Source organism: Nocardia sp. NPDC057663, assembly GCF_042799895.1.
GTDB lineage: Bacteria > Actinomycetota > Actinomycetes > Mycobacteriales > Mycobacteriaceae > Nocardia.
Genome location: NZ_JBHVHX010000023.1, coordinates 53,566 through 78,347 on the forward strand (window position 1 = coordinate 53,566; position 24,782 = coordinate 78,347).

Annotated in this window: 21 protein-coding genes and 2 pseudogenes; 19 read left to right on the forward strand and 4 right to left on the reverse strand. The window is 64.1% G+C overall.

Annotated elements, in window-relative coordinates; genetic code table 11:
• Positions 1 to 53: 53 nt before the first annotated feature.
• From ACFVAV_RS30940 to ACFVAV_RS30950, 3 genes are all read right to left on the reverse strand, one after another.
• A complete protein-coding gene (locus tag ACFVAV_RS30940) occupies positions 54 to 239 on the reverse strand; it encodes a YegP family protein (protein WP_379039151.1) in 186 nt (61 codons plus the stop codon).
• A gap of 213 nt (positions 240 to 452) precedes the next feature.
• On the reverse strand, positions 453 to 698 hold the full coding sequence (locus tag ACFVAV_RS30945) for a hypothetical protein (RefSeq protein WP_379039117.1): 246 nt from the start codon (positions 696 to 698) through the stop codon (positions 453 to 455).
• Positions 699 to 769: 71 nt separating this feature from the next.
• Positions 770 to 1,633: an SMP-30/gluconolactonase/LRE family protein gene (locus tag ACFVAV_RS30950; protein WP_379039118.1), complete on the reverse strand. Its 864-nt coding sequence runs from the start codon at positions 1,631 to 1,633 to the stop codon at positions 770 to 772.
• A 1,563-nt stretch (positions 1,634 to 3,196) separates the two neighbouring features.
• Here ACFVAV_RS30950 and ACFVAV_RS30955 point away from each other — a divergent pair.
• The 11 genes from ACFVAV_RS30955 (at position 3,197) to ACFVAV_RS31005 (ending at position 14,961) form a co-directional block, all read left to right on the forward strand.
• Positions 3,197 to 3,346, forward strand: coding sequence for a hypothetical protein (locus ACFVAV_RS30955; protein ID WP_379039119.1), 150 nt, complete (start codon positions 3,197 to 3,199; stop codon positions 3,344 to 3,346).
• 562 nt (positions 3,347 to 3,908) lie between these two features.
• Positions 3,909 to 6,194: a type I-E CRISPR-associated protein Cse1/CasA gene (gene casA, locus ACFVAV_RS30960; RefSeq protein ID WP_379039120.1), complete on the forward strand. Its 2,286-nt coding sequence runs from the start codon at positions 3,909 to 3,911 to the stop codon at positions 6,192 to 6,194.
• A gap of 5 nt (positions 6,195 to 6,199) precedes the next feature.
• Complete coding sequence (gene cas7e / locus ACFVAV_RS30965; protein WP_379039152.1) at positions 6,200 to 7,318, forward strand: type I-E CRISPR-associated protein Cas7/Cse4/CasC; 1,119 nt, start codon at positions 6,200 to 6,202, stop codon at positions 7,316 to 7,318.
• Positions 7,315 to 8,022: a type I-E CRISPR-associated protein Cas5/CasD gene (gene cas5e / locus ACFVAV_RS30970; protein ID WP_379039121.1), complete on the forward strand. Its 708-nt coding sequence runs from the start codon at positions 7,315 to 7,317 to the stop codon at positions 8,020 to 8,022. The genes cas7e and cas5e overlap by 4 nt, the downstream gene beginning before the upstream one ends.
• On the forward strand, positions 8,022 to 8,708 hold the full coding sequence (gene cas6e, locus ACFVAV_RS30975; protein WP_379039122.1) for a type I-E CRISPR-associated protein Cas6/Cse3/CasE: 687 nt from the start codon (positions 8,022 to 8,024) through the stop codon (positions 8,706 to 8,708). The genes cas5e and cas6e overlap by 1 nt, the downstream gene beginning before the upstream one ends.
• Positions 8,709 to 9,358: 650 nt before the next feature.
• Positions 9,359 to 10,402 carry an LLM class flavin-dependent oxidoreductase gene (locus ACFVAV_RS30980; protein WP_379039123.1) on the forward strand — a complete coding sequence of 348 codons (1,044 nt, stop codon included), beginning with the start codon at positions 9,359 to 9,361 and terminating at the stop codon, positions 10,400 to 10,402.
• A 115-nt stretch (positions 10,403 to 10,517) separates the two neighbouring features.
• Positions 10,518 to 11,861: an MFS transporter gene (locus tag ACFVAV_RS30985; protein WP_379039124.1), complete on the forward strand. Its 1,344-nt coding sequence runs from the start codon at positions 10,518 to 10,520 to the stop codon at positions 11,859 to 11,861.
• Between the two features lie 20 nt (positions 11,862 to 11,881).
• Positions 11,882 to 12,625: an SDR family NAD(P)-dependent oxidoreductase gene (locus ACFVAV_RS30990; RefSeq protein ID WP_379039125.1), complete on the forward strand. Its 744-nt coding sequence runs from the start codon at positions 11,882 to 11,884 to the stop codon at positions 12,623 to 12,625.
• 76 nt (positions 12,626 to 12,701) lie between these two features.
• The gene (locus tag ACFVAV_RS30995) at positions 12,702 to 13,853 is read left to right on the forward strand and encodes an NADP-dependent malic enzyme (protein ID WP_379039153.1); all 1,152 of its coding nucleotides are present in this window, start codon (positions 12,702 to 12,704) and stop codon (positions 13,851 to 13,853) included.
• Positions 13,854 to 14,329: 476 nt separating this feature from the next.
• Entirely contained in the window at positions 14,330 to 14,584 is a 255-nt protein-coding gene (locus ACFVAV_RS31000) for a hypothetical protein (protein WP_379039126.1), read from the forward strand.
• A 122-nt stretch (positions 14,585 to 14,706) separates the two neighbouring features.
• Positions 14,707 to 14,961: a DUF3263 domain-containing protein gene (locus ACFVAV_RS31005; RefSeq protein ID WP_379039127.1), complete on the forward strand. Its 255-nt coding sequence runs from the start codon at positions 14,707 to 14,709 to the stop codon at positions 14,959 to 14,961.
• Between the two features lie 419 nt (positions 14,962 to 15,380).
• On the opposite strand, the gene ACFVAV_RS31010 is transcribed toward ACFVAV_RS31005, so the two are convergent.
• Entirely contained in the window at positions 15,381 to 15,854 is a 474-nt protein-coding gene (locus ACFVAV_RS31010; RefSeq protein ID WP_379039128.1) for a hypothetical protein, read from the reverse strand.
• 171 nt (positions 15,855 to 16,025) lie between these two features.
• Here ACFVAV_RS31010 and ACFVAV_RS31015 point away from each other — a divergent pair, with 171 nt between their 5' ends.
• From ACFVAV_RS31015 to ACFVAV_RS31050, 8 genes and pseudogenes are all read left to right on the forward strand, one after another.
• Positions 16,026 to 16,265, forward strand: coding sequence for a hypothetical protein (locus ACFVAV_RS31015; RefSeq protein WP_379039129.1), 240 nt, complete (start codon positions 16,026 to 16,028; stop codon positions 16,263 to 16,265).
• 542 nt (positions 16,266 to 16,807) lie between these two features.
• Positions 16,808 to 17,815, forward strand: a complete 1,008-nt coding sequence (locus ACFVAV_RS31020) for a PucR family transcriptional regulator (protein WP_379039130.1) — start codon at positions 16,808 to 16,810, stop codon at positions 17,813 to 17,815.
• A gap of 169 nt (positions 17,816 to 17,984) precedes the next feature.
• On the forward strand, positions 17,985 to 19,433 hold the full coding sequence (lpdA, locus tag ACFVAV_RS31025) for a dihydrolipoyl dehydrogenase (RefSeq protein WP_379039131.1): 1,449 nt from the start codon (positions 17,985 to 17,987) through the stop codon (positions 19,431 to 19,433).
• Positions 19,434 to 19,444: 11 nt separating this feature from the next.
• Complete coding sequence (gene pdhA, locus ACFVAV_RS31030) at positions 19,445 to 20,566, forward strand: pyruvate dehydrogenase (acetyl-transferring) E1 component subunit alpha (protein ID WP_379039132.1); 1,122 nt, start codon at positions 19,445 to 19,447, stop codon at positions 20,564 to 20,566.
• Positions 20,567 to 20,586: 20 nt separating this feature from the next.
• Complete coding sequence (locus ACFVAV_RS31035; RefSeq protein WP_379039133.1) at positions 20,587 to 21,570, forward strand: alpha-ketoacid dehydrogenase subunit beta; 984 nt, start codon at positions 20,587 to 20,589, stop codon at positions 21,568 to 21,570.
• 27 nt (positions 21,571 to 21,597) lie between these two features.
• Entirely contained in the window at positions 21,598 to 22,893 is a 1,296-nt protein-coding gene (locus ACFVAV_RS31040; RefSeq protein ID WP_379039134.1) for a dihydrolipoamide acetyltransferase family protein, read from the forward strand.
• Positions 22,894 to 23,068: 175 nt separating this feature from the next.
• A pseudogene (locus ACFVAV_RS31045) lies at positions 23,069 to 23,980 on the forward strand (RNA polymerase sigma factor); the annotation flags it as partial.
• A gap of 353 nt (positions 23,981 to 24,333) precedes the next feature.
• Positions 24,334 to 24,606 (forward strand): annotated as a pseudogene (locus tag ACFVAV_RS31050) (IS5/IS1182 family transposase); the annotation flags it as partial.
• Positions 24,607 to 24,782: the final 176 nt, after the last annotated feature.

A 24,782-nucleotide genomic window follows, 5' to 3' on the forward strand; every position in this document is an offset into this window, starting at 1 on the left:
CCAGACATGGTGCCGGGCGTGTGGTGCGACAACCGGTCGAGTTCCGAGGGGCGCTACGTAGTTGTGGTCTCGACGATCGCCGCGCCGGCGGCGTTGGTTTGCACCGAGGCTATGCCCTTCTTCGCCGACTCCTTGGACTCATAGGCCTGGGACTGGGCGATGATCTCGCCGTTGCCGGCCTTTAGTCGCCATCGGAACTTACCCACCGCGTCGGCGAAGATCTCGAACTTGCCCGCCATGGTCGCCTCACTTCGTTCGAAGGGAAAACGCGCCGACAGGCGCAGAATATGCCCGCAAACGGTCAGACCGACGGTGCCGCGCCGAGGATCCATCGCCCGGCCGGGACAACGCCCGGGCGGGGATAGGCTGATCTTGTGGGTCTCGGTGCTTGCACCGACGCTGGCCAGCCCGCCGCACCGACAAGTGTGATCCCGCCCCGTCGGCGACCCCTTCTATTTCGGCATGTCGGCCCGCACCCGCGGGGATGGTCCGGCGTGAAGGACGGGACCGGGGACATCGAGCTGCGAGGAACCGTTGGGATTATCGGGGTCGGCCACCAAGCGCGGCACGCCGTTGGACCGCAGGTCGGTGCCCTCGTCCTTGGCCCACACCAACGCCGGTGGGACCGGGTCGGGTTTGTCGCTGGTCCAGTCGGGCCAGGAATGCTCGGTGGCGGCCATCGCGTGCTCGGCGATCACGCTGACCTGACACGGCGGGAAAACAGTTCGAATTTGACCATCCGTACACTCATCGTCGGTCCGTTCCTGTTTCAGTACACCGACGGGAGCCCGGCACCCGGTACGTCGACGTGGACCTCGTACAGGACGCCAGTGCGGCTCGCGTGCAGGACGTCCCGGTTGATCGAGGCGGCGGCCGTGACCAGTAGAGTGCGCCCGTCCGTGCCTCCCAGCATGCAGGCCGTGACGCGGCCGTCGGCGAACTCGACGGTGTCTGTGACCTGGCCGCCCTCTCGGACGCGGACGACGCGGTTGTCGGTCGCGTACCAGATGGCCCCCTCTGCGTCGAGGCACATGCCGTCCGGCCGCCCGTCGCCCAGATCGGCCCAGACTCCCTGCTCTCCCAGCGTGCCGTCGGCGAGGATGGGCCAGCTGCTGATCCGCTGGCGGTACGTGTCCGCCATCAGTACCCGGTCCTGCGTGGGGTCGATGATGATGCCGTTGGGGAACGTCACGGCACCTGAGGCAGGCGCGACAGTGCCGTCCGGTCCGATCTGGACGAAGGTGCCGTCGGCGAGTGGGATGTCGGGGTTCTTGAACCGCGCGAGCGCGTCGAAGTTGAAGCCGCCGAGGTACAGATCGCCACGCGGCCCGCGGGTCATGTCGTTGATCCCGTTGGCGAAGTACGCCGAGACGTCGGCGAAGGTCGACACGACAGGGTCTCCGTCGATCGCGTGCTTCAGGTGCTGAACCGTCCGGTCCGCGAGCGACGAGACGAAGAAGCCGTCGGCGTCGTCGAAGACCAGACCGGAGATGAACCCGTCGAACCGGTGCAGCAGGCGCCCCGCCTCGTCCTTGCGCTCCCAGACCTCCCCCTCGTCGACATCGACGTGGTAGAAGGCATTCCGGCCCGCGTGCCATCGGGGCGATTCGGGGAAGGTGAAGCCGTCGGCCACCTTATGAGCGGTGAAGGTCATGATGTCTCCCTTGGTGATTCGGTGTCAGTGCAGTCCGGCCGCGTGTAGCGCGAACTCGCCGGGCGTCGAGATCTGGCCTTCGACGGGTCCCTGGATCTCGTTGGAGAAGAACGCGACGTCGATGGCCTGACGCTCGAGGCCGCTGTCCTTCAGGACATCGTCGAGCGCGTCCGCCGTGAGGGTCTTGGCGGTGGCGTCGGCGAACGACCCGTCATTGACGTTCCGACGATGTAGATGTCATCCATGTGCAAGTCCTTCGGCTGTCTAGGCGAATGCTCGGCTGAAATCGTCCGACTCGACGAAATCGTCGAAGGACAGCGGCGCATGGCCGGTCCATGATTCGACGACGGCGTTGAGCCGCGGCTACCCAGCATTCCGATCATGACGTCTTCCCTCCGAGGCGGCGAGTGACTCAGATCACCGTGGTCTGCGCCATCCCACTAAGTTGGCAGTGAAATTTCACTACCGCCTTGTGATGGCGCGGCCGCTACCGTGAGATGCGCGTCACACCGACGACCAGCCATGAAAGGTCGTGCCATGAAGGCGGTTCAGCTCAACGACTACGGCTCCGTCGACAACTTCGAGGAGGTCGACATCGCTGTGCCGACGGAGGGTCCCGGCCACCGGTCGGACAGACTCGCCTCACAAGGCTTTTAGCCGATCGCGATCAAGCGCCGTGTGCTGCAATTCGACACGACGCGAGATGCGATGTCGACGGATCGTCAGGACCTGGATAGAAGACCATCTCGATATCCGCTGCTTGCCGCGAGTTCAGGAAGATACGCAGGGCCTGGAGCGCGGCAGCCAGTTCCGCAAACTGCATGGGGTCGTCGAGTCTGCTCCCGAGGCGTCGGCGCGTCGGGGTTCTCGTCGATGTGCTGGTCGGCATCGAAAATCGGTGCGGCACCGAATTGTTCGTCGGTGCTGCTCACGGTCGCCCTCCTCGAGCTGGGTCGTTCGCTCCGGGCCACGCTGCGCGTCTGGCGGAGGCGGGACGGCCCGGTGGTTCTGGATCACCCACGGGTAATTGTTTTATTTACGGTAACCCATATAGTATATGGAACAAGTGCGGGATCGGGGAGTTGTGCCGACGGGGAACTTCAGCGATTCCTGGGCGAAGGGTGCGACCAGGGTCCCGTTTGTCGCCGAAGACGTCCCCCTGGTCGTAGCGGCGGCCGTGTCCGGCGAGGGCGTAGCGGTAGCCGGCCCTCGGTGGGCATCGGGTGGCGGAACCGCAGCGTGTGCGAGGTGGTGGTGGAGGTGAAGTCCCTGCCGAATCGCGCCCTACTATGGCGACGTCAAGCTGCTGGCGGAGAAGAATCCTCCGTGAAGTGGTACGGCGTTGTCGACGTCAACGGTCAGATAGTCCAGCGTTGTCATTCCCTATCCCTTCGTTGCGAATACCGCCGTAGAGTCCTCGTGGCAGGCTGTCAACAACACTGCGATCAGCCATGCTGTATCTATTACAGTATGGCACTGTGGCGTCGGATGGCGAGGTTTGGCGAGGGTTGATCTGTTGCGGCGTGGCACGGTGATCGATCGATGTCGCCAGGTCGGGGATTCCCGCAACGGGTCGACGACGGTCTGTGGTGGCTCGACATGCGGGAAGTGTCCGGCGTCCTCGGTGGTCGCGGTGTGCGCAGCCCGGCGGAGTATCGCGCGATCGAAAGAGCGCAGCGTTCGACACCCTGATGAACGCTGCTTCTGCGGTGAGTCATGATAGAAGTGGCTGCGGGTCCCGCGAGGTGTGGCCGAAGTGGCCGAACTGTGTTGGAGTCTGGTTTAGGTCGGTCGAAAAGTGGATGTAAATTCGGTGTTTGGCGCGCAAGCCTACGGGTGACGCAGTGTGCTCCTCGCGCGGGCGGGGATGAGCCACGAGCTCGTCGAGTGATACGACATGGTGCTCCCCGCGCGAGCGGGGATGAGCCGCTAACGGCGGCATCACCAGCTGCACCTACGGAATCTATCTGTGGGGTGGGGATGACCCACGTTCCCGTGTCTCGAATACCTGGAACGCGAGTGCTCATCATGGGCGGGTGAGCCTCCACGCTGAGACAAAGTGTGATCTGGGACACTTCACGCGAGAGTATTGGTCACTGCAAGCTGCAGTCTGCAGTCGCTCGCGCTTTCGCTCGGTACACGTGTCAGCGATCTAGTCGTTCGGCGTGGCGTCGAGTCGGCGCAACATCTTCTGACCAACGACCTGGCCCTCGGGCTGGCCGTGACACCGAACAAAGGAGGTAGGAACCCAGCGATGACGACGGCAACAGCAGGGCTGAACCTCGTCGATGACCACTGGATCCAGGTGGTCGACCGGACTGCGAAAGTCGAACTGCTCTCTGTGCGTGAGCTCCTACGTCGAGCGGCGGACCTTTCCAGCATCGTCGGCGAGATACCGACGCAGTCGTTTGCGATCCTGCGGCTGCTGACTGCCATCTTGCGTCGCAGCATCGCTGGCCGGACCTCGGCGCCGGTGGATGTGTGGTCGCAGTTGTGGGAGAGCCCTCAGCTTCCGCAGGAAGAGATCGACACCTACCTCGACACCCACCGATCACGGTTCGAGCTGTTCGACGCGCACGCGCCGTTCTATCAGGTCGCTGGGCTTAAAGCTGCCGGGGATGCGGTGGGGGCTTTGGACAAACTGATCGGCGACGTGCCCAACGGCGCCAAGTACTTCACCACACGTGCGGGCCGGCACCTGCAGCAGATCGACTTCGATGAGGCTGCCCGGTGGCTGGTCCATGCTCAAGGGTTCGACCCCTCGGGCATCAAGACCGGCGCGATCGGGGATCCGAGGGTGAGGAACAACAAGGGATACCCGATTGGAATCGGCTTCGCCGGGGCCTTGGGCGGGGTGTTTCTGGAAGGCGCCACGCTACGGGAAACGCTGTTGCTGAACCTGGTGCTGCTCGATATCAACGGGCAGCGGTACCGCGGCGACGACCTGCCTGTATGGGAACGCGAACCCGATGGTCCAGGGGTGCGGACCGACCCGCTGCCGACCGGGCCAGCGGATCTTGCCACCTGGCAGAGCCGACGGATCCGGCTGGTAGCGACCGGCAGCCACGTCACAGGTGTCGTGTTGTGCAACGGTGACCCACTCGAACCGTTCAACCAGCATCTGCTCGAACCGATGAGCGGCTGGCGCTATAGCGACATCCAAACCAAAAAGGCCGGCGGCCCGACGCGCCACTACCCCCGCACCCACGACCCCGAACGGTCACTGTGGCGGGGTATGAGTGCGATGCTCAACGACCTGGCCACATCCACACCGAGCGTCGGCAACGACATCACAGCTGGGGTTCTGCACTGGGCCCAGAACCTTGTCGTCGACGACGTCTTGGACCGTACCCATCCGGTCCGTCTGCACGCGGTGGGGATGCACTACATCAACCAGCAGTCCGTCGTCGGCGAAGTCGTCAACGACACAATCGGCTTCCGCGTTGGACTCCTGTCGGATCCTGCGCTGCGCTCGATCGCGATCCGCGCGGTCGACAGCGCCGAGAACGCGGTCTCAGCGCTTGCCGGGTTTACGGCCAATCTGACCCGCGCAGCAGGCGGAGAGCCTGACGGGCCGCGCGCCCGAATTCGCGAAGAGGCCTACTTCGCCCTGGAAGAGCCCTTTCGGCGCTGGCTTGCCGACCTGAATCCCCGCAAAGACACCTTCGACGACGAGCTCCGAACCTGGCATCGCCTCGTGCGGCCACTTGTCGATCAACTCGCTGCCGATGCTCTGCACGCCGCGGGCAACCCGGCCTGGGTCGGGCGACCGGCCGACAACCGGTGGCTCGATTCCGGACTGTCACAACTGATCTACCGGGCTCAACTCCGGAAGGCAGTGCCGGGCGCGTTCGCGACTACCGACGACGACGGAGGGAGGCCCCGCATGACCTCGATCCAACAGGGTCCCACCACTGAGTACGGTGCGTTGGAAGAGTGGGTCCATGTCGGCATTTCACGGCGACAAACCGCCTACATTAAGCGCGAAAGCGACGCCCTGGCAGCCATGGCCAAGCTACGTCGCGGAATCGGCGCCCCGCCTGGACGGATGCCGGAGTTGTGGGGATTCACCCTCAAGGATCTGCCCGAAGCATCCAAGAATCTGTCCGACCGTGGCGTGGTCAGGGCTACGGAGGAGCCGACCGCGTGGGAGCTGTCCTGCTATGACGCGATGACGATGCATGCTTTGCATCAGCAGTCGCATTCCCAGCCGATGCATCGACGCGATTACAGGAGCGTGGGTGCTGCGGTGCGGCGACTTGGCGTCGGCGCCGAGGCTGAGGACGTGGTGCGTTCGCGGTTCCATGTCATCGGCACCGCCACCGACCACGACACGCGCTTGACCCATCTGCGTGGGTTGATCGGTCAGCTACGCGCGCACGCGATCCCTGTCGACTATGCACGTCTGGCAGTGGATCTGTGCAAGCTCGACACCGGGCGATACGCCGATCAGGTTCTGCTGTCGTGGGGGCGCGACTACCACCGCAATCCCCCTTCGACCACCACTTCTTCGACTTCGGAAACCGGAGACAACCAGTGACCCGCATGTTCGTCGACGTCCACATCCTGCAGACCGTGCCCCCGTCGAACATCAACCGCGACGACACGGGCAGCCCCAAGACTGCGGTCTACGGTGGCGTGCGACGCGCGCGGGTATCGAGTCAAGCCTGGAAACGCGCCACCCGCAGAATGTTTCGCGAGCTCGTCGACCCGAACACGCTCGGTGTTCGAACGAAGCGAGTCGTGGAGCTGGTCGCCGAACGCATCGGCACAGCAGTCGAGGACCCCGCGGCCGCAGCAGCTCAGGTCATCAAAGAAGCTGGCATCAAACTCGAAAAGCCCAAGAAGAAGGTCAAAGACGACGACAGCACCGATCTGGCCGATCAGCTCGAACAGTCCAAGTATCTGCTGTTTCTGAGTGCGACGCAGGTTGATCGGCTCGCCCAGCTGGCAATCGAGACTGCCACCACCGGGGTCACCGACAAGGCAGCGGCCAAGGCTGCCGCCAACGAGGCCGACAGCATCGACGTTGCTCTATTCGGCCGTATGGTGGCAGACTCCGCCGACCTCAACGTCGACGCAGCAGCCCAGGTCGCACACGCGCTGAGCGTGCACTCGGTCAACAACGAGTTCGACTACTTCACTGCCGTCGACGACCGCGCCCCCGACAGCAACACCGGGGCTGGGATGATCGGTGTGGTGGAGTTCAACTCCTCCACGTTGTACCGCTACGCCACAGTCAACGTCGACCTGCTTGCGCAGAACCTCGGTGACGGCGAAGCGACTGCGGTCGCGGTTGCGAACTTCTTGACCGCGTTCGTGCGCAGCATGCCCACCGGCAAGCAGAACACCTTCGCCCACCGCACTTTGCCGGATGCTGTCGTGGTCACCGTGCGTACCGACCAACCGGTGAACCTGGTCACCGCATTCGAATCACCCGTGGAAGCCCTTGGCTGCGCCCGCTCGGCGGGCGCGGCCAAACAGCTGCTGGAGCGCTACCACGCGCTGGAGGCTGCCTACGGCGGCAGCGATGCCAGCAATTATGTGGTCGTGGCCGCCAAGGGTGTCGAAGTGCTCAGTGAACTGGCGACTCCGACATCGCTGGGCTCGGTGGTCGATCAGGTCGCAGCACAGGTTCGCGATGCCCTCGGCGTGGCATCGTGAGCGTTCTGCTGCTCAAACTTGCTGCGCCCCTGCAGTCCTGGGGGGTGGCGAGCCGGTTCACTCGCCGCGACACCCAGCAGTACCCGTCCAAGAGCGGTGTGCTCGGGTTGATCTGCGCTGCCAAAGGCCGCCGTCGCACCGACCCCATCGACGTAGAGCTGACCGATCTGGGGTTCGGGGTGCGCATCGACCAGCAAGGCACGCTGGTGAGGGACTTCCAGGTGGCACGCAGTCTTGACGGACGGGACAGCTACCCGCTGTCCTACCGCTACTACCTGGCCGATGCGGTGTTCGTGGCTGCCATGGACGGTGACCGTCAGTTGCTGGACGGGATCCGGGACGCGCTTGATTCCCCGACGTTCCCGCTTTACCTGGGCCGCCGATCGTGCCCGGTTGCCGAGCCGCTGGTCCTGGGCGAGGTTGGCGACCTGAGCCTGCCCGAGGCGCTGAACAGCGCCCCTTGGCAAGCCTCGCCGTGGTATCGCAAGCGCCAGCCGGCCACGGTGCACCTGCCGATCTATCGTGATCTGTTGCCCGGTGACTCTGACGAAGCGCTGCAGGAACGCGTTCGTGACGTGCCGCTGGATTTCGATCCGCAACGTCGCGCGTACGGGTGGAGGTGCGTGGTCGCTGGCGCAGTCGAGATCACGAACCCGGACGGCACCAAACGTCATGATCCCTTCGCCGCGTTGGGGGGATCCTGATGCATTTGTCGCGGGTTCCGCTCAATCCCGCGCGTGAAGGAACTCGCCGGTTCCTGGCCTCACCCCAGGTCGCTCATGCCGCGGTCATGGCGTCTTTCCCGCCGTCGGACCATACCGATGAATACAACCCCTCTGATGAGGGGAGGGTGTTGTGGCGGATCGACCAAGGCGAGAACACCATTCACCTCTACGTTGTTTCGCCGGCGCGACCGGACTTCACCCATGTGGTCGAGCAGGCGGGTTGGCCGACCACCAGTACCTGGGCCACCCGCGACTACCGTGACCTGCTTGATGACCTCGCCGTGGGACAGCGATGGCACTTCCGGCTCACCGCCAATCCCGTGCGTCGCGCTATGGACCGGGATCGCAACGATCCAACTGAACGCGGTCGAACCATTGGCCTCGACTCGCAAGGTCAACTGCAGTGGCTGCAGCGCAAGGCTACCGACCATGGCTTCGAGCTTGGGCACTGCGTCAGCGGAGACGGCCAAGAACCTGATGCCATTGTCACCGACCGTAGATCGGTGACGTTCCAACGGCGTTCGCAGAAGGTGTCGTTGTCGACTGCCACGTTCGAAGGCACCTTGCGGGTCACGGACCCTCGAGCATTGCGTGGAGCGCTTGTTGGGGGGATCGGCCGCGCGAAAGGGTACGGCTGCGGTCTGCTCACCCTGGCGCCAGCGTGAAAGAGATCCCCGGAACGCGGCCTCTCCGAATCGGGAACTTGGTGCGGGCGCGGGATCGACTGTCGTTCATCTAAACCGACCGTGCGACCGCGCCCCGCGACCCGAACATGATCACCTCCAAAGTCGAACGCTGAGCCGCTCGCTTTCAGCAGCTGCGATCGGGCGCTAGCTGCTGAAGTCGGGCAACTCGTGCCATTTGCCAGGCCATGATGCTGCTCACTGAAAGCGGTCCACCGTCGTCTGGGTAGGGAAGCGTGGCGTCGCTACTACGTGGGCGGGCGGCGGCTGGCCCGCAGCTCAGGTGTGCTCGAAGCGTGAGCAGCAGTGTCGAATGAGACCAGTTGACTGCAGGGCGAATGGGCGCGGCGCGGGTGCTGCGATGACGGCAGCTCCCGCGGCGCTGATGGCCCCCACCTCGGGGACGGCTCCGAGATCCTTTAGCTCTGCGGCGGAGTGAAACCAGTTCTTATTTCAATTCTCCTGAAGTCTTCGCTAGATAACTTTAGATTTACATACTTTGTAGCCCGTGTCACTCTCGGAGTTGCCAAAGTCGTGGTGCCGATCACAGTCACACAGTCTGTGGAAACAGTCGCTAGACGGCTGGCTCAAGACCGGCGTAGATGAGCACCGGCACTCAAGGAGGAGGTCGCATGGAGATCAACTGCGTGTTCGCCCCGGCGCTGGATACACCCGAACACATCACCATCGCCGAGGATCTCGGATACACACGCGGCTGGGTCTACGACGTCCCGGTGTCCTATGCCGACACCGGAGCCACGGTGGCCACCGCGGCAGCGCTGACCGACCGTATTCGGTTGGGGGTCGCAGTGTTCACCCCGCACTTGCGGCATCTGACCACGAACGCTGCGCTCATTGCGCATCTGGCGACCGTGGCACCAGGCCGATTCGATGCCGGTGTCGGCGCCGGGTTCACCAGTTCCACCTATCTCAATCGGAACCCCTCTCGCTGGGCCGATGTGGAGGTCTATGTCGAGGCGCTTCGCAGGCTGCTGGCCGGCGGCGAGGTCGAGTGGGAAAACTCGGTGGTCAGGTTGATGCACAGCCCTGCATCGGGCATCAGTTTTCCGATCGAGGTTCCGTTCTGGATCGCCGCGCACGGGCCCAAGGGGCTAGGAGTTGCCGAACGACTCGGTGCTGGTGTGGTCACTAGCCCCGCCCATGGCGGTCAGCCGGTGTCAGTCGCCGGACCGTGTCAGCTGCTGCTTCACGGCACCGTGCTCGACGACGGGGAAGACCTCGACTCACCGCGAGTCCTCGACGCTGCCGGCCCAGGCGCATCGCTGGCCCTGCATATGGGGCAGAACGGGCCGTTGGCGGGAATGGAAGAGGCGATCGGCTACGAAGCGGCCGTCGCTTCGATCGACGAACGCCGCCGCCATCTCGAGCTCTACCGGGGGCACCTGATGTCGCCGAGCCCCCTCGATCGTGAATTCATCAACGGTGATGTCATCGAGCGAGGCACCACAACCGGCACCAGAGAACAACTCGCGAGGCACCTTCGTCGACTCGAGGACGCTGGCGCCACAGCAGTGCTGTATCAGCCTGCCGGATCCGATATTCCACGCGAGCTCGCAGCCTTCAAGGAGGCCGCCGATATGCGCTACGACGTATCCCACGACGCTTCGCAAGACGACACCCGACCGGCCTGGCACCTCAGCTCGCCGACCGCCTGATCCCTCAAACAGACAGTCCTGGTTGCCGCCAACCATCCGTGCGGACACCACCGGCTATCGACCCCCGGCACCCAGGGGCGCGTCATCTGCTGCCGCTCCGCAGGAAAGAGAACCCATGCTCGACCGCACCGCCACACACGGATACACAACCGGGACCCGCAAGGTCTGGCGGAAACTGATGCCGATCTTGTTGGTCGCGTTCATCCTGAACACCCTCGACAGAACCAACATCGGCATGGCCAAAACGCATCTCGATGCCGACCTCGGAATCTCCGCGGCCGCCTTCGGTTTCGGCGCAGGGCTATTCTTCCTGGCCTACTGCACCATGGAGATCCCCAGCAACCTGATGCTGCACCGCATCGGAGCCCGGGTATGGATCAGTCGCATCGTCATCACCTGGGGAACGGTGTCCACGCTGACGATGTTCGTATGGAACGACACTAGCTTCTACGTGATGCGGTTCCTGCTCGGTCTCGCCGAGGCTGGCTTCTACCCGGGCATGCTGTTCTACATCACCCTGTGGTTCGCTCCGCGCGACCGCCCGGTTGCTGTCGGCGCTCTCCTCATCGCACCCCAGTTGGCCCTCATCTTCGGTTCCCCCCTCGCCGGGACCCTGATGCAACTCGACGGTCTCGCCGGACTGGACGGCTGGCGATGGATGCTTCTCCTCGAAGGCCTGCCGACGGTGATCTTCGGGTTCTTCCTCCTGCGTCTGCTTCCCAACGGCCCCCAGGACGCCCGGTGGCTCACCTCCTCAGAACGCACAGCGATCATCGCTGCCACCGATGGAGTAGACACCAACGAGCACTCCGTCACTGCTGCGCTCAAAGCCGTATTCTCCAACGGCATTCTGCTGGCCATCGCGGCCATCTACTTCGCCAGCCAACTTGCCGTCTGGGGCGTCGTATTCTTCCTGCCCTCAATTGTCGAGGGCTTCGGTATCGAGAACTCCGTCGCGATCGGTGCCATCGCCGGACTGCCCTCCATCGGCGCCTTGATCGGAGTTCTGCTCTACCCCAGACTGTTCCGCCGCTACACCCGACCGATCCTGTTCACTGCAGCCGCTCTCGTTGGTGGTGCGATCAGCGGCTACATCGGCGCCTACGCCGGCCCTGTTCCCGCACTGATCGCCTTCGCCGTCCTGCAGTCACTCGCGGTGGGAATCGGCCCGATTCTGTGGTCCACAGCAATGGGCACCATCACGGGGCGCACCGCAGCTGCGGGGCTGGCCATGATCAACTCCATCGGCTTGCTCGGAGGGTTCTTCGGCCCCACCATCTTCGGGCTCGTTGAAACAGCCAGCGGAAGCGCCCGCGAAGCCGGGGTCATCGTCACCTACACCTTCGTTGCCGCTCTCGTACTCGCGACACCACCGCTGGCGTGGCTTCTTCGCAGGGTTTCCACCGAACCGAAACCCCCGACGGTCCCGTTGCCGAACACATCAACCGTCCCTCACTGACCCGAAAGCGAGACACTACAGTGGACCGTACCCCGGTTTTCTCAGCACTGGTCACCGGCGCATCTCGCGGAATCGGCCTGGGCATCGCGACCCGACTCGCCCGCCAGGGATATGCCCTGACCATCACGGCCCGAGATCCCGAACGCCTAAGTGATACCGCAGCCACACTGCGAGAAGCCGGCGCGCCCGACGTAGTCGCCGCCGCGGCGGACATGGCCGACCCAGCCGCACCAGCCCAGCTCTGCGCTATCCACGGTGAACGGTTCGGGAGTATCGACACGCTGATCCTCAACGCTGGCGTCGGAACCGCCGGAGCGATCGGCAGCTTGCCGATGCGCCGCGTCAACAAGACCGTTGACGTCAACTTCCGTGCACCATTCTCCCTGATCCAGAACGCACTGCCCCTGCTGCGTGCCGCCGCCGGAACCCGCCAGAAGGCCAAAGTGATCACGGTCGCTTCGATTACCGGCGTTTATGCCGAGGCCGGCCTGGCGGTCTACGGCGCAACCAAAGCGGCACTGCTGTCGCTGGTCGAAACTCTCAATGCCGAAGAGTCCGCCAACGGGATCAACGCGACCGCCATCGCCCCGGCCTATGTCGACACCGACATGTCCGCCTGGATCCACGACCGGATCCCCGCCGAGTCGATGATCGACGTCAACGACATCGTCGAACTCGTCGACGCCCTGATCAAGCTCTCCCCGTCAGCCGTGGTCAACAAGATAGTCGTCAGCCGATCCGGCACCAACGGCTACTGCGCCTGAACCTTTCCGGTCACCCGCCCCACCGATACTCAGAAACGGAACCACCTTGTCAACATCGTCTGCACTGTCGACACCGATCACCGACGAAGACATCTTCGCCGGCCACATCGGAGGAAAACTGTCGATCGCCCTGACCTCGCCGCTGGCCACCCAGCGCGACCTCTCGATCGCCTACACCCCCGGTGTCGCCCAGGTCAGCCGGGCCATCGCCGCAGACCAAACCCTCGCCGACCGATACACCTGGACCAATCGCCTCGTCGCGGTTGTTTCCGATGGGTCAGCGGTGCTCGGCCTCGGCAACATCGGCCCCCGCGCGGCCCTGCCGGTCATGGAAGGCAAATCTGCACTCTTCAAAGCCTTCGCCGACCTCGACTCCATCCCCATCGTTCTCGACACCACCGACCCCGACGAGATTGTCGAGACCCTCGTCCGACTCAGGCCCAGCTTCGGTGCGGTCAACCTCGAAGACATCTCCGCCCCGCGATGCTTCGACATCGAACGACGACTGATCGAAGCGCTCGACTGCCCGGTGATGCACGACGACCAGCACGGAACCGCGATCGTCGTGCTCGCTGCACTCAAGGGCGCGGCCGCTGTCGCCGACCGCGAGCTGCGCTCCCTCCGAGTCGTCATCTCCGGTGCCGGCGCTGCCGGTGTGGCATGCGCCAACATGCTGCTCGCCGCCGGAATCTCCGACATCATCGTGATCGACTCCAAAGGCGTCGTCGCCAGCAGTCGTACAGACCTCAACCCCGTCAAATCCGAACTTGCACAACGCACCAACCCTCGGCAGCGACACGGTGGCATCGCCGAAGCCCTCCACGGCGCAGATGTCTTCCTCGGCGTGTCTGCAGGCACCGTCCCCGAAGAGCTGATCGCGACCATGGCGGACGACGCGATCGTTTTTGCCCTGTCCAACCCCAACCCCGAGATACACCCGACCATCGCACACCGCTACGCCAGCATCGTCGCCACCGGACGTAGCGACTTCCCCAACCAGATCAACAACGTCCTCGCCTTCCCCGGCGTCTTCCGCGGCGCACTCGACGCCCGAGCTCGTGTCATCACCGACGGAATGAAACTCGCAGCCGCCGAAGCGATCCATTCCATCGCACTCGAGGACCTCGCCCCCGACCGTATTGTTCCCAGCCCGCTCGACCCGAGAGTCGCGCCGGCAGTTGCCAAGGCGGTAGCGACACGAGCCGACACCGAAGGAGCCAGCGCGTAACCGTGCCCACGACCCGATCGACCCACCCGCGACCGCGACAGGCCGCCTACCACTGTCAAGGACGCGCTCCGCGACAGCGCCGCATGGACCTGGCGCTACGCCGCGGCGTAGCGCCAGGCTCGCAGCGCAGATGGGTCCGGTTCGTGGTGTGGGAGGCGCGCCGTGCGGTGTGGCTGATGGTGTCTGCAAGGTCGACCGAAGCGGTGGTCGCCGAACACGGCGAGTCACTCGTGTGTGTCGCGTGCGCACATGCTCCGTGCGAGAGGCGAATTCGCGTTGTCGACGTAGGTTCCCACGTTGACGAGCGCGGATTCTGCCTTTCGATCGGCGGTGAACGGTTTGGCCGAACAGTCGGGCCCGATCTTCCGCGGCTTCATCGGGTGCGGAGTCAGCAACTCTGGCGCCGGGGCATGCGGGCGCTTCGCCGACAGCGGAGTGCGGTGTCTGGACTGCCGCAGCACGGGCGGGGGTCCTTCGTGAAAATCATCCACAATGGTGTGGAATGCGGGCAAATGGTGACCCTTGCCGAAGAGACTGCCACCCTCCGCAGGGCAAACATCGGACGAGCCGAATACACCGCCGATGCGGAAACCTCGCCGATCAACGTTGAGTTCTACAACGTCAGCGTCGACCTGTCTGTAAATCTGGAAGTGTGGCGCTGGGACAGCGTCGTACGATCGCAGATCTCAGACCTCACCACGGATGTCCTTCCGAGACTGCAGGTTATGTGATGAGCACCGATTCGTTCTCTGGGCGTACACGCGTCGGCGGAACCGGCGCATGGCATGTGATGCGACATGAAGGATGGAAACCGGACCCTAGGCCGAATTCTGCTTATGCAGACGCTCTCCGCATGATCAAATTCGGTCTCGATTGGCGAAGCGGTGGTGATGGAGACGAATTCATCTTGGCTGAATTCGGCATCACCCCGACTGAGTTCTACCGTCGCCTGCAGGAATACGCAGCACGCCCCGAATACTGGGGCATTGAGCCTTGGGTGGGCGAGCAGCTAAGGCTGCTCTGCGCGCGCAAGATAACAGTGTCTGAGCAAACTGTCGGGGACCGCAAGGGCAGCGGTGCAGCCCTCGACGGAGGTGAACCACGATGACCGAAGTGATCGAGAAGAACACCGGCAACATGTCGGCGGCTGTGGGATTCGGCAATCGGGCGCTGGTTACCCGGGCGCGTACCGGGGGCTTGTAGTTGACCGGCGAGGTTGGCCTGATGACGAGGTTGGCCAAGCTGGTGGTCGAGTCCCACGCTCGAGAAGCTCAAATGCCAGTTGGTGCCCGAACTGAAGATCTGTCACCGCACTTTGGTGAAGCGGCGAAGGCGGCCTATCGAGGCTGTGACCTGTAGGTACACCGCACATAGAGCTCTATGGCCGCATGTCAGATTCTCCCTGCTCGATAAGTTGAAGTCAGTTGGTCCCATCATGTTTCCGCACGGATCTCCTTTTCCTTCCGAACCGGATGTGACTGTCCATGTCCATTGGTCGAACGTCCATGGTGAGTGTCTGGACTTGTTCTACCGGGCTTGCATCAGCGCGGCACACCGTTTCACGGTCGCGTTCAACGCGACCCACGCCCACGACAGCGCGAGCATGCTTGCCCGCACCAGCGCGCTGTTGTTGCCCCGGCTGCCTTGTGAACGAAACTGGGTAATTCCCTGATGAACGTGCCAGAACCTGACGATCGCAGGCCCGCGGCCCATGACTGCAACGACGACCCTGGACCCGTCCACTCCTACTTCGCGGCGATTGCCCTTCTGATGATTGCGGAGAGGTGCCAGGCCGAACAGTGCCGGGTTCGAGCCCGCGCCGAACAGGCACTGGCGGGGACGAGCCCACCCCGAGGGCGATTTTCGCGCAGGTGTGACGTCGGGTTCGAGGAGGCGTACTCGCAACGCATCTACGAACAGGTCACTGCCCGGGCCGTGTGGGAATCGTCTACCACCCATGCATTCTGCCGTCTCGATCCCGGGCACCTCGACCGCAGCCAAGCCCGAACAATGTTGCGTGTGCACCGCCGCTGCCACTCGGAAGACTGCCGGCCCAAGCTGCGGGGACTAGAAGCCTTCGCGCCCGGCCGGTACGGGTGCCCACCGCCGCGGTGCCTGGTTCCCGACACGGATATCGCGGAGGTTGTCGCGGACTACCAAGGGGCTCAGTGGGTGCTGGAGGCAGTCAAGACGGCACTGTACGAGCGCCAGCCCGATGCGGAGGAAGCAATGGTCGCCGCCACGTCCGAGTTCGCTGCGGCGCGCTGGCGTCGTGACACCCTGTTTCTGCGGGCATTGCCGCCCGACGGAACCATCCCGGCTTTGGTGATCAAGAAGTTCCGTATCACCTTTCTCGACGTCCACCGTTTGGTCCCTGCATTTGCACAACCGCTGACTCTCACTGATCAGTGAGCAAGGCATCAAGGCGATGGTGGCGGCGCGGGCGCCGTCGATCCAATCGGCGATGGCGAGATCGGCCAGCTTCGAGATGTTCGCTGCGAGTGTCTGTGCGCGTCCAGCAGCGGGCTTCTGGCCTACCGAGAAGGCTCAGCATTTGGCTCTTCGACCGGGGGCGCTGCTCCTTCTGCGATGGACTCGAGCGGGCGGCGTCGTGTCCACGGTGACCGCAACGGCTATGCGACGGCCGCGCGGACCCCGTCCATCTGATACCACCGCACGTGAGGATTCGGCAATCATCAGGTTCATCGGTCGAGGCGAAAGATCTGGGCACACGTTCGGGCGCGGGCGTAGCGTTTGGAACCATGGCTGCGACGCGTAAGCACCCCAAGCCGTCAGCAGGTACCAGGCGCCTGGCGGCTGAGTGTCGAACCGAGGTTCCTACGCTGACCAGGCAGCTGATGTCGGCGATCTTCACCGACATTCCGGAGTGGACCGACTACTCGCCGGTCAGTCGGGACGATCTGCACGCGGGATGTCACAGCTATCTGACTCGAGTGCTCGATCTGCTGGCCGGTGATGTGGTCGTGCCGGATCGCGACGATGTCGCCGCAGCCATCGGCCGCAATCGCGCGGGTCAGGGGGTGCCATTGGAGGTGATGCTGCGAACCTTCCGGCTAGGCGGTCAGATCGTATGGGAGGCCCTTCTCGACCGAGCCCGCGAAGTCCCTGACGTCGATTTCCGGGAGATCGCCGCGGCTACCTGGTCGGTGATCGACAGTATGTCCTCGGCACTGGTCACCTCCTATCGCCGAACCGAATTGGAGCAGGTACGTCGCGACGAGCGTCGCCGTCACGGGCTCATCGAGGATCTGCTGGCAGGGAGTGCACACGACGCGACCTTCGCCGCTCGGGCGGCGCGCGAGCTGAACCTGCCCGTCCACGGCGGCTATCTGGTGGTCGCGGTGCGTGGCGAACGGCCGAACGTGGAGATGGGTACCGAGACGGCGTTGGCGGCTTTGGGTATTCGGTCGGTGTGGCACGACCGGGTGGACACCATGGTCGGACTGGTGTCGCTCGAACAGCGCGACAGTTCGGCCGTGCTCGAGCAGATCAGGAAGCGGATCCGCGGCCGCGCCGCGGCCTCACCCGTCGTGGCCGGACTGGCGCACATCGATACCGCGCATGCGCTGGCGACGCTAGCTCTGGAGACCTTGCCCGTGGCAGCGCAGGGTGTGGTGTCGCTGGAGGAGCGCTACCCGGAAGCTCTGCTGTTGCGCTCGCCCGATCTCACCGAGTTGATGATCGCTCGCACGCTCGGTCCGGTGCTCGAGCTACCGGCCAAGGAACGTGAGATCTTGCTGCACACGCTGGCGATCTGGCTGGCGGAGAACTGCTCGGCGGCCAATGCCGCGCCGCGGCTGCACTGCCATCGCAACACGGTGATCAACCGTTTACAGCGGATCGCAAGTCTGCTCGACCGGCGGCTGGAGGGGCAGCGGTCATACCTGGAGCTTTCACTGGCATTGGCGGCGTTAGATATGGGCATGAGCCCGACACATTGATCGTTGTCATGCGAACCGTGCCCGTGCCCGATTGGGCTGTGTGCCCATTTCTGCGCGCCGAATTCTGGGCTGTCGGCAAATTGATTGTGCAGTATCAGGCCGCGAGACTCGACGGATAGCCCCACTGCGATCGCGGATGGGTTGATCGTCGAGCTGAGGAGCACCACGAGTGCCGGAATTCGATCTATTGGTGATCGGTGGTGGACCGGGCGGATACGTGGCCGCCATCCGTGCCGCGCAACGCGGCCTGAAGGTCTGCGTTGTGGAGAAGGAGCGTCCTGGCGGTGTGTGCCTGAACTGGGGTTGTATCCCGACGAAGGCGATGCTCCGCTCGGCAGAGGTCTTCCAGACCGTGGCCACCGCAGCTGAATTCGGGATCTACGCCGATAACGTGCGCTTCGACTTCGCCGCGGTGCGGCAACGCAAGGATGCCATCGTCAAGGAGTTGACCGACGGTGTCGCCGGTCTGTTGAAGGCCAACGGGGTCACGGTGATCGAGGGTCATGCTCGGTTCATCGAGCCGACCACCGTGGAGGTGCACGAGGTCGGCGCGTCACCGATCTTCGACGGCGGTCCCCGATACGCCGCGGCCGCGGGAGCGGCTATTCGTCGGGTGAGTGCGCGTGACGTGATCGTCGCAACCGGTTCGGTGCCGGCGCAACTACCGATCCCGGGCGCGGACTTGCCCGGCGTGATCACCTCCGACGGGGCGTTCGGGCTGACCGAGGTGCCGCAGCGGTTGGTGATCATCGGCGGCAGCGCCGTCGGGTCGGAATGGGCCAGCCTGTTCGCCACATTCGGCAGTCAGGTCACGATCGTCGAAATGCAGGATCGCCTGGTTCCGTTGGAGGACAAGGAGATCGGCGAGGCACTGGGCCGGTCGTTCCGCAAGCGCGGCATCACCCTGCTCACCGGCGCCACGGTCACCGCCATCACCGAGGGGGATGCGCTGCGGGTGTCGGTGGGCGGTCCACAAGCCCACGACCTGGATGCTGACGTGGTACTCGTTGGGGTCGGGCGACGTCCCAATACTTCTGAACTCGGGCTTGATGTGGCCGGAGTCGTGACGGATGCCCGTGGTTTCATCGAGGTCGACGACGGGCTGCGGACCGGAGTCGAGCACGTGTACGCCATCGGTGATGTGACCGGGCGGACGCTGCTGGCCCACGTCGCTTCACACCAGGGCATCACCGCGGCCGAGATGATCGCCGGGCACGACACCCACATCGATTACTCGGTCATCCCGGCCGCGACGTTCACCCACCCCGAGATCGCGAGCGTCGGTCTCACCGAGGACGCCGCCCGCGCGGCCGGTCACGAAGTGATCGCCGCCAAGTTCCCGTTCGCGGCGCTGGGCCGGGCCAAGACCTTCGGCGAGACCGAGGGTTTCGTCAAGATCGTCGCAGGGCAGACGCATCGGGAAGTGCTCGGCGTGCACATCATCGGCCCGTCGGCCAGTGATCTGATCACCGAGGGCGCGCTGGCGATGTCGCTGGAAGCCACGCTCGACGAGCTGGCCGACACCATTCATGCCCACCCCACTCTCGGCGAGATCGGCATGGAGGCGGCTATGGCCGGGCTCGGACTGCCGGTGCACATCGCGCCACGCAAGCGTTGAGGAGCCCGACCATGACCACGACCAGCGCGCGGAGCCAGCCCACCCGCAAGCCCACGAAGCCCGCCAGTCCCGTGCCCGCGGAAGATACGTCCACCGCGTCGGACATCGAATCCGCTATCGCGGCAGCAGATCCCGAGACCCTGCGCGGTCTCTACCGCGACATGCTGTTCGTGCGACGCTTCGAAGAGCGCACCGCGCAGAGCTACCAACAGGCCAAGATCGGCGGCTACTGCCATCTGAACCTCGGTGAGGAAGCCACCGTTGTCGGCCTGGGCGCGGCGATGCGCCCCACCGACTACCTGTTCACCAACTATCGCGAGCACGGTTACGCGCTGGTCAAAGGGATCGAACCGGGTCGGGTGATGGCCGAGCTCTACGGCCGCTCCACCGGTACCTCGAAGGGCTGGGGCGGTTCGATGCACATGTACGACACCGCTACTCGTCTGCTGGGCGGCTATGCCATCGTCGGTGGCCAGGTTCCCCTGGCGATCGGCGCGGCGCTGGCCGTCGACTACCTCGGTGGCGACGACGTCGTGGTGTGCCAGATGGGGGAGGGCACCACGAATATCGGTGCGTTCCACGAGTCGCTCAACATCGCGGCACTGTGGCGGCTGCCCGTGGTGTTCCTGGTGATCAACAACCAGACCGGCATGGGCACCACCGTCGAGAAGTCCTCGGCCGAACCCGATCTGTGGAAACGCGCCGCCGCCTATCGCATGCGTGGTGAGCGGGTCGACGGAACCGATGTGCTGGCCGTGCGTGACCTGGCGAGCGAGCTCATCGAAGACGCCCGCAGGGAAGGCAAACCCGCACTGCTCGAAGCAGTGAGCTATCGACTCAAGGGCCACTCGGTGGTCGACCCGGCCAAATACCGCAGCACCGACACGGTCGCCACGGCCCGCGAACACGATCCGATCGTGCTGTGGCAGCAGCGCTTGCTCGCCGCCGGGGTACTGACCGAAGCGTCACTGGCCGACCTCGACCACGAGGTAGCCGACGGTGTCGCCGCCGCTGTCGAATTCGCCGACTCGAGTCCGCATCCGGAGCCGTCGAGCCTGTTCGACTACACCTACGCCACCCCCGTGCCGGGCGACTCCCGCCGTCTGCCCGCCGATCCGCTCTTCACCCACTGAGGACCCCCACTGTGCCTGTCATGACCTACCGCGAAGCGCTACGCGAAACTTTGCGCGAAGAGATGCGACGCGACGATGATGTATTCCTCATCGGGGAGGAGATCGGCGTCTTCGAAGGCTCTTACAAGATCACCGCAGGGCTGCTCGAGGAGTTCGGCGAGAAGCGGGTTCGCGACACTCCCATCGCCGAGGAAGGTTTCGTCGGCGCCGCGATCGGCGCCGCCATGCTCGGGCTGCGCCCGGTCGTGGAAATCATGACGATCAACTTCTCGCTGCTCGCACTCGACCAGATCGTCAACCACGCCGCCAAGATCTACGGCATGTTCGGCGGACAGACCAGCGTGCCCATGGTCATCCGCACTCCCGGTGGTGGTGGCCAGCAGCTCGGGGCGACGCATTCACAGAACATCGAGCTGTACTACGCCTTCGTGCCCGGCCTGAAGGTCGTTGCACCGAGCACGCCCGCCGATGCGCGGGCATTGCTCAAGGCCGCGATCGAGGATGACGATCCGGTGCTGTTCCTGGAGAATCTGTCGCTCTACAACACCAAGGGTGAAGTGCCCGAGGATCTCGCACCTGCCCAGATCGGTAAGGCGGCGGTCACTCGCGAAGGCACCGATATCACGCTGATCGGCTACTCCCGTATGGCCACCGTCGCCACCGAAGTAGCGCAACGCCTTGCCGGCGAGGGTGTTTCGGTTGAGGTGATCGATCTGCGTAGCCTGCGTCCGCTCGACCGCGACACCATCGTGGCCTCCGTGCGCAAGACCGGTTGCGCGGTCATCGGCGAGGACGACTGGCTCACCTACGGCATCGGCGCGGAGATCGCGGCATCGATCTCCGATGGCGCGTTCGACTACCTCGACGCCCCGGTCCGGCGGGTCGCGATGGCCGAGGTCCCGCTGCCGTACGCCAAGCCGTTGGAGAAGCTCGCCCTGCCGTCTGCGGAATCGCTCTACGCCGCGGTGACGGAAACCCTGGCGGCCGTCGGCCGTCGTCGCTGAGAACTGGGAAGACGAAGGACACCAGCTATGCCCGACATCATCATGCCCCGGCTCTCCGACACCATGGAAGACGGCGTCGTCTCCGCCTGGCTCAAGAAAGTGGGTGACCAGATCACCCGCGGCGAGGTTGTTGCCGAGATCGAGACCGACAAAGCACTCATGGAACTCGAAGCGTATGACGACGGCGTCCTCGAACGGATTCTCGCCGAGCCGGGAGTTCGCGTCCCAATTGGCGAGCCCATCGCGATCGTCGGCGACGGAACCGGCACGGCCACAGTGGATGCAGCGACACCAGGCTCAGACTCACCAGATGCGATGCCCAACATTGTGGCAGTGCAGCCGGATACAACGCCGACCGGTTTCGGCTCGACGATCCAACCCTCGGGTACACAACTCGACGCGCAGCAGCAGACCACGCGGAAGAAGTCATCGCCACTGGCGCGGAAGATCGCGCACGAGTCGGGTGTCGATCTCGCGACTGTTGTCGGCACCGGTCCCGGCGGGCGGATCACCAAGCAGGACGTCGAGGCGGCCCGCGCTGCCGATTCTGCACAGCCGACCACTGCGGCAACCCCGCCACGGGCGGCCGCTCCGGTAGCGAGCCCTGCTGCGCACAGCATTCCGGATGCCGATGAGTTCGAGGAGATCCCCCTCACGAATATCCAGCGTGTCTCCGCGACACGGCTCACCGAGAGCAAGCAGCAGGCACCGCACATCTACCTGACCAGCGCGATCGACGTGACCGACCTATTCGCCTTCCGCGTGCGGATCAACGAGACACTGGAGGCGGCGGGCGAGAGCAAGGTCAGTGTCAATGATCTGCTCGTGAAAGCCGTTGCCGTCACCCTGCGAAAAGACCCCTCGGTCAATGTCAGCTTCGCTGGCGACAAGCTGTTGCGCCACAAGGGAATCCACCTCGGTGTCGCGGTCGCAACGCCGGCTGGACTGCTGGTTCCAGTGATCCGCGACGCCGATCGGAAGAGCGTCTCCGAGATCGCGGCCGAAAGCCGCGACAAGGCAGCCCGCGCCCGCGACCGCAAGCTTCGTGCGGATGAGATGTCCGGTGGCACCTTCACCATCTCCAATCTCGGAATGTTCGGGGTCGAGCAGTTCACCGCGGTCATCAACCCGCCGGAGTCGGCGATCCTCGCTGTCGGCGCGGCGTCAGAGGAGCTCCGCATCGAGAATGGTGAAGTCGTGGCCCGGAAGATCCTTCGCGTCACCGCGTCCGCAGATCACCGGGCCATCGACGGCGCGGTCGCGGCCCAGTTCCTTGCACATCTGAAGGAACTCCTCGAAAGCCCGTTGCGCATTGTGGCGTAGCCGAGCGGCGAGAACGCTTGCTGCGGCCTTCTGGATGGACAAAGGTATTCGATGGCCTCTCCGCGACTGTGCTCTCATGTCGCGACGCCGCTCATAGATCTGGAGAGAGCGAATGGTAGCAATTCCGACTGCAGTAGCGGCCAGCGGTTCGCGAGGAGATGGAATCGGCGAGATCGACTCGACCCGGGCCTATCTGAAGCAAATCGGTCGTGTTCCCTTGCTGACAGCAGAGCAGGAAGTGGAGTTGGCAATCCGCGTCGAAGCTGGCTTGATCGCTGCCTGGAAGCTGCAGGAAAGCTCGGGAAACGTGAAGTCCCTAGGCGCTGCTCGGCGGCGGGATTTGGTGTGGATCGAGCGAGATGGTTTGAGGGCCAAAGAGCACATGCTCGAGGCGAACTTAAGATTGGTGGTGTCGATCGCCAGGAAGTACAACGGGCGTGGAATGGACTTCCTCGATCTGATACAGGAGGGGAACTTCGGTCTTGTTCGTGCTATCGAGAAGTTCGATTACAAGAAGGGGTTCAAACTCTCGACATACGCGACGTGGTGGATACGACAGTCCATCAGCCGCGCGCTGGCCGACCAGGGGCGCACCATCCGCATCCCCGTACACGGGGTAGAAGTTATCAATCGGCTGGGAAGCGTACGGCGCGCTCTTGTCCAAGAACTGAGTCGCGATCCGACGACGGAAGAACTCGCCGACAGAATGGGTATCGCACCTGAGAAGGTACTGGAGCTTCAGCGTCTGGCGTCTGAACCGGTCTCCCTGGACCAGATGATCGGCGATGAGTCTGACACTCGGCTTGGCGATGTGGTCGAGGACTCCGACGGTGTAGTCGCATTCGAGGCGGTGTCCTTCGCTCTCCAGCGGCGTCATGTGGCATCGGTACTCGATTCCCTGACCGCTCGAGAAGCCGCTGTCATGAGATTTCGCTTCGGGTTGATTGATGGCCAGTCACGAACGCTCGAGGACATCGGAAGAATCTTCGGCGTGACGAGGGAGAGGATTCGGCAGATCGAGGCAAGGACGATGTCCAAGCTCTGCCACCCGTCACGCTCGTATCCCTTGCTCGGCTACCTCGACTGAACATCCTCGGCAGCTGCGATTTGAGCTGCGTCGCACGGTAATCGGCTTCGACTGCGTTGCGCCGCAGCGGCGCTTCTGACGGTGCCTGATGGGCTATTGGACCCCGAGCAGGTTGTGGGTGCGATGCAACAGGAGCGAGAAGTCGAGGACGCCGCTTCCTGTCATCGAGATCGCCAGATCCAGGCCGTGAGATCGCCGAGGAAGGCACCGATGTGGTGTGTCGATGACTTGACGACCCGAGTCGGATACGAAGGGTCTGTGGCTCGGACCGCCAGATCAGCGACTTGCTTCCGCTGTTGTCGGCGGCGGTGCGAAACGCGATCAGTACTGTCGTCGTCGAATCCGCGACTTGCCTCGGCCCCAAGCTCGCATTCCGGCAGCGTAGGCGGTTCCGCCGGAACACCGTGCGCATCGCGGACGGCACTCTCGTACCCACCCGCGACCACACAGTGGCCGAGCAGTCGAGGAACTACGGCTACTGCACCAACCACCAGGTCGTCATCGACGCCGACTCCTGTTTGGTCGTGGTGGTCGGCTGGCCGCTGCCCGGTAACCGCAACGACTGCCGAGCCTGGGCGGAATCCTGCGCGACTGCTGCCTCTTGGGTGACGGCTGTTCCAGGCGGTGGTCGGCATTGCGCGTCTGCACAACCTGGCCTTACCGACTAAGAGGGTGGTCTCTCTCCGGTCCCCATGTGCGTTTTTCGCTGGTCAGGCACGAGGTCGAAGCTGGAGGCGCACAAGCACCGCGGCGGTGTCCATTTGGACGATGCCCCGGGCCGGACGAGGCGTTGTCGGCGGAC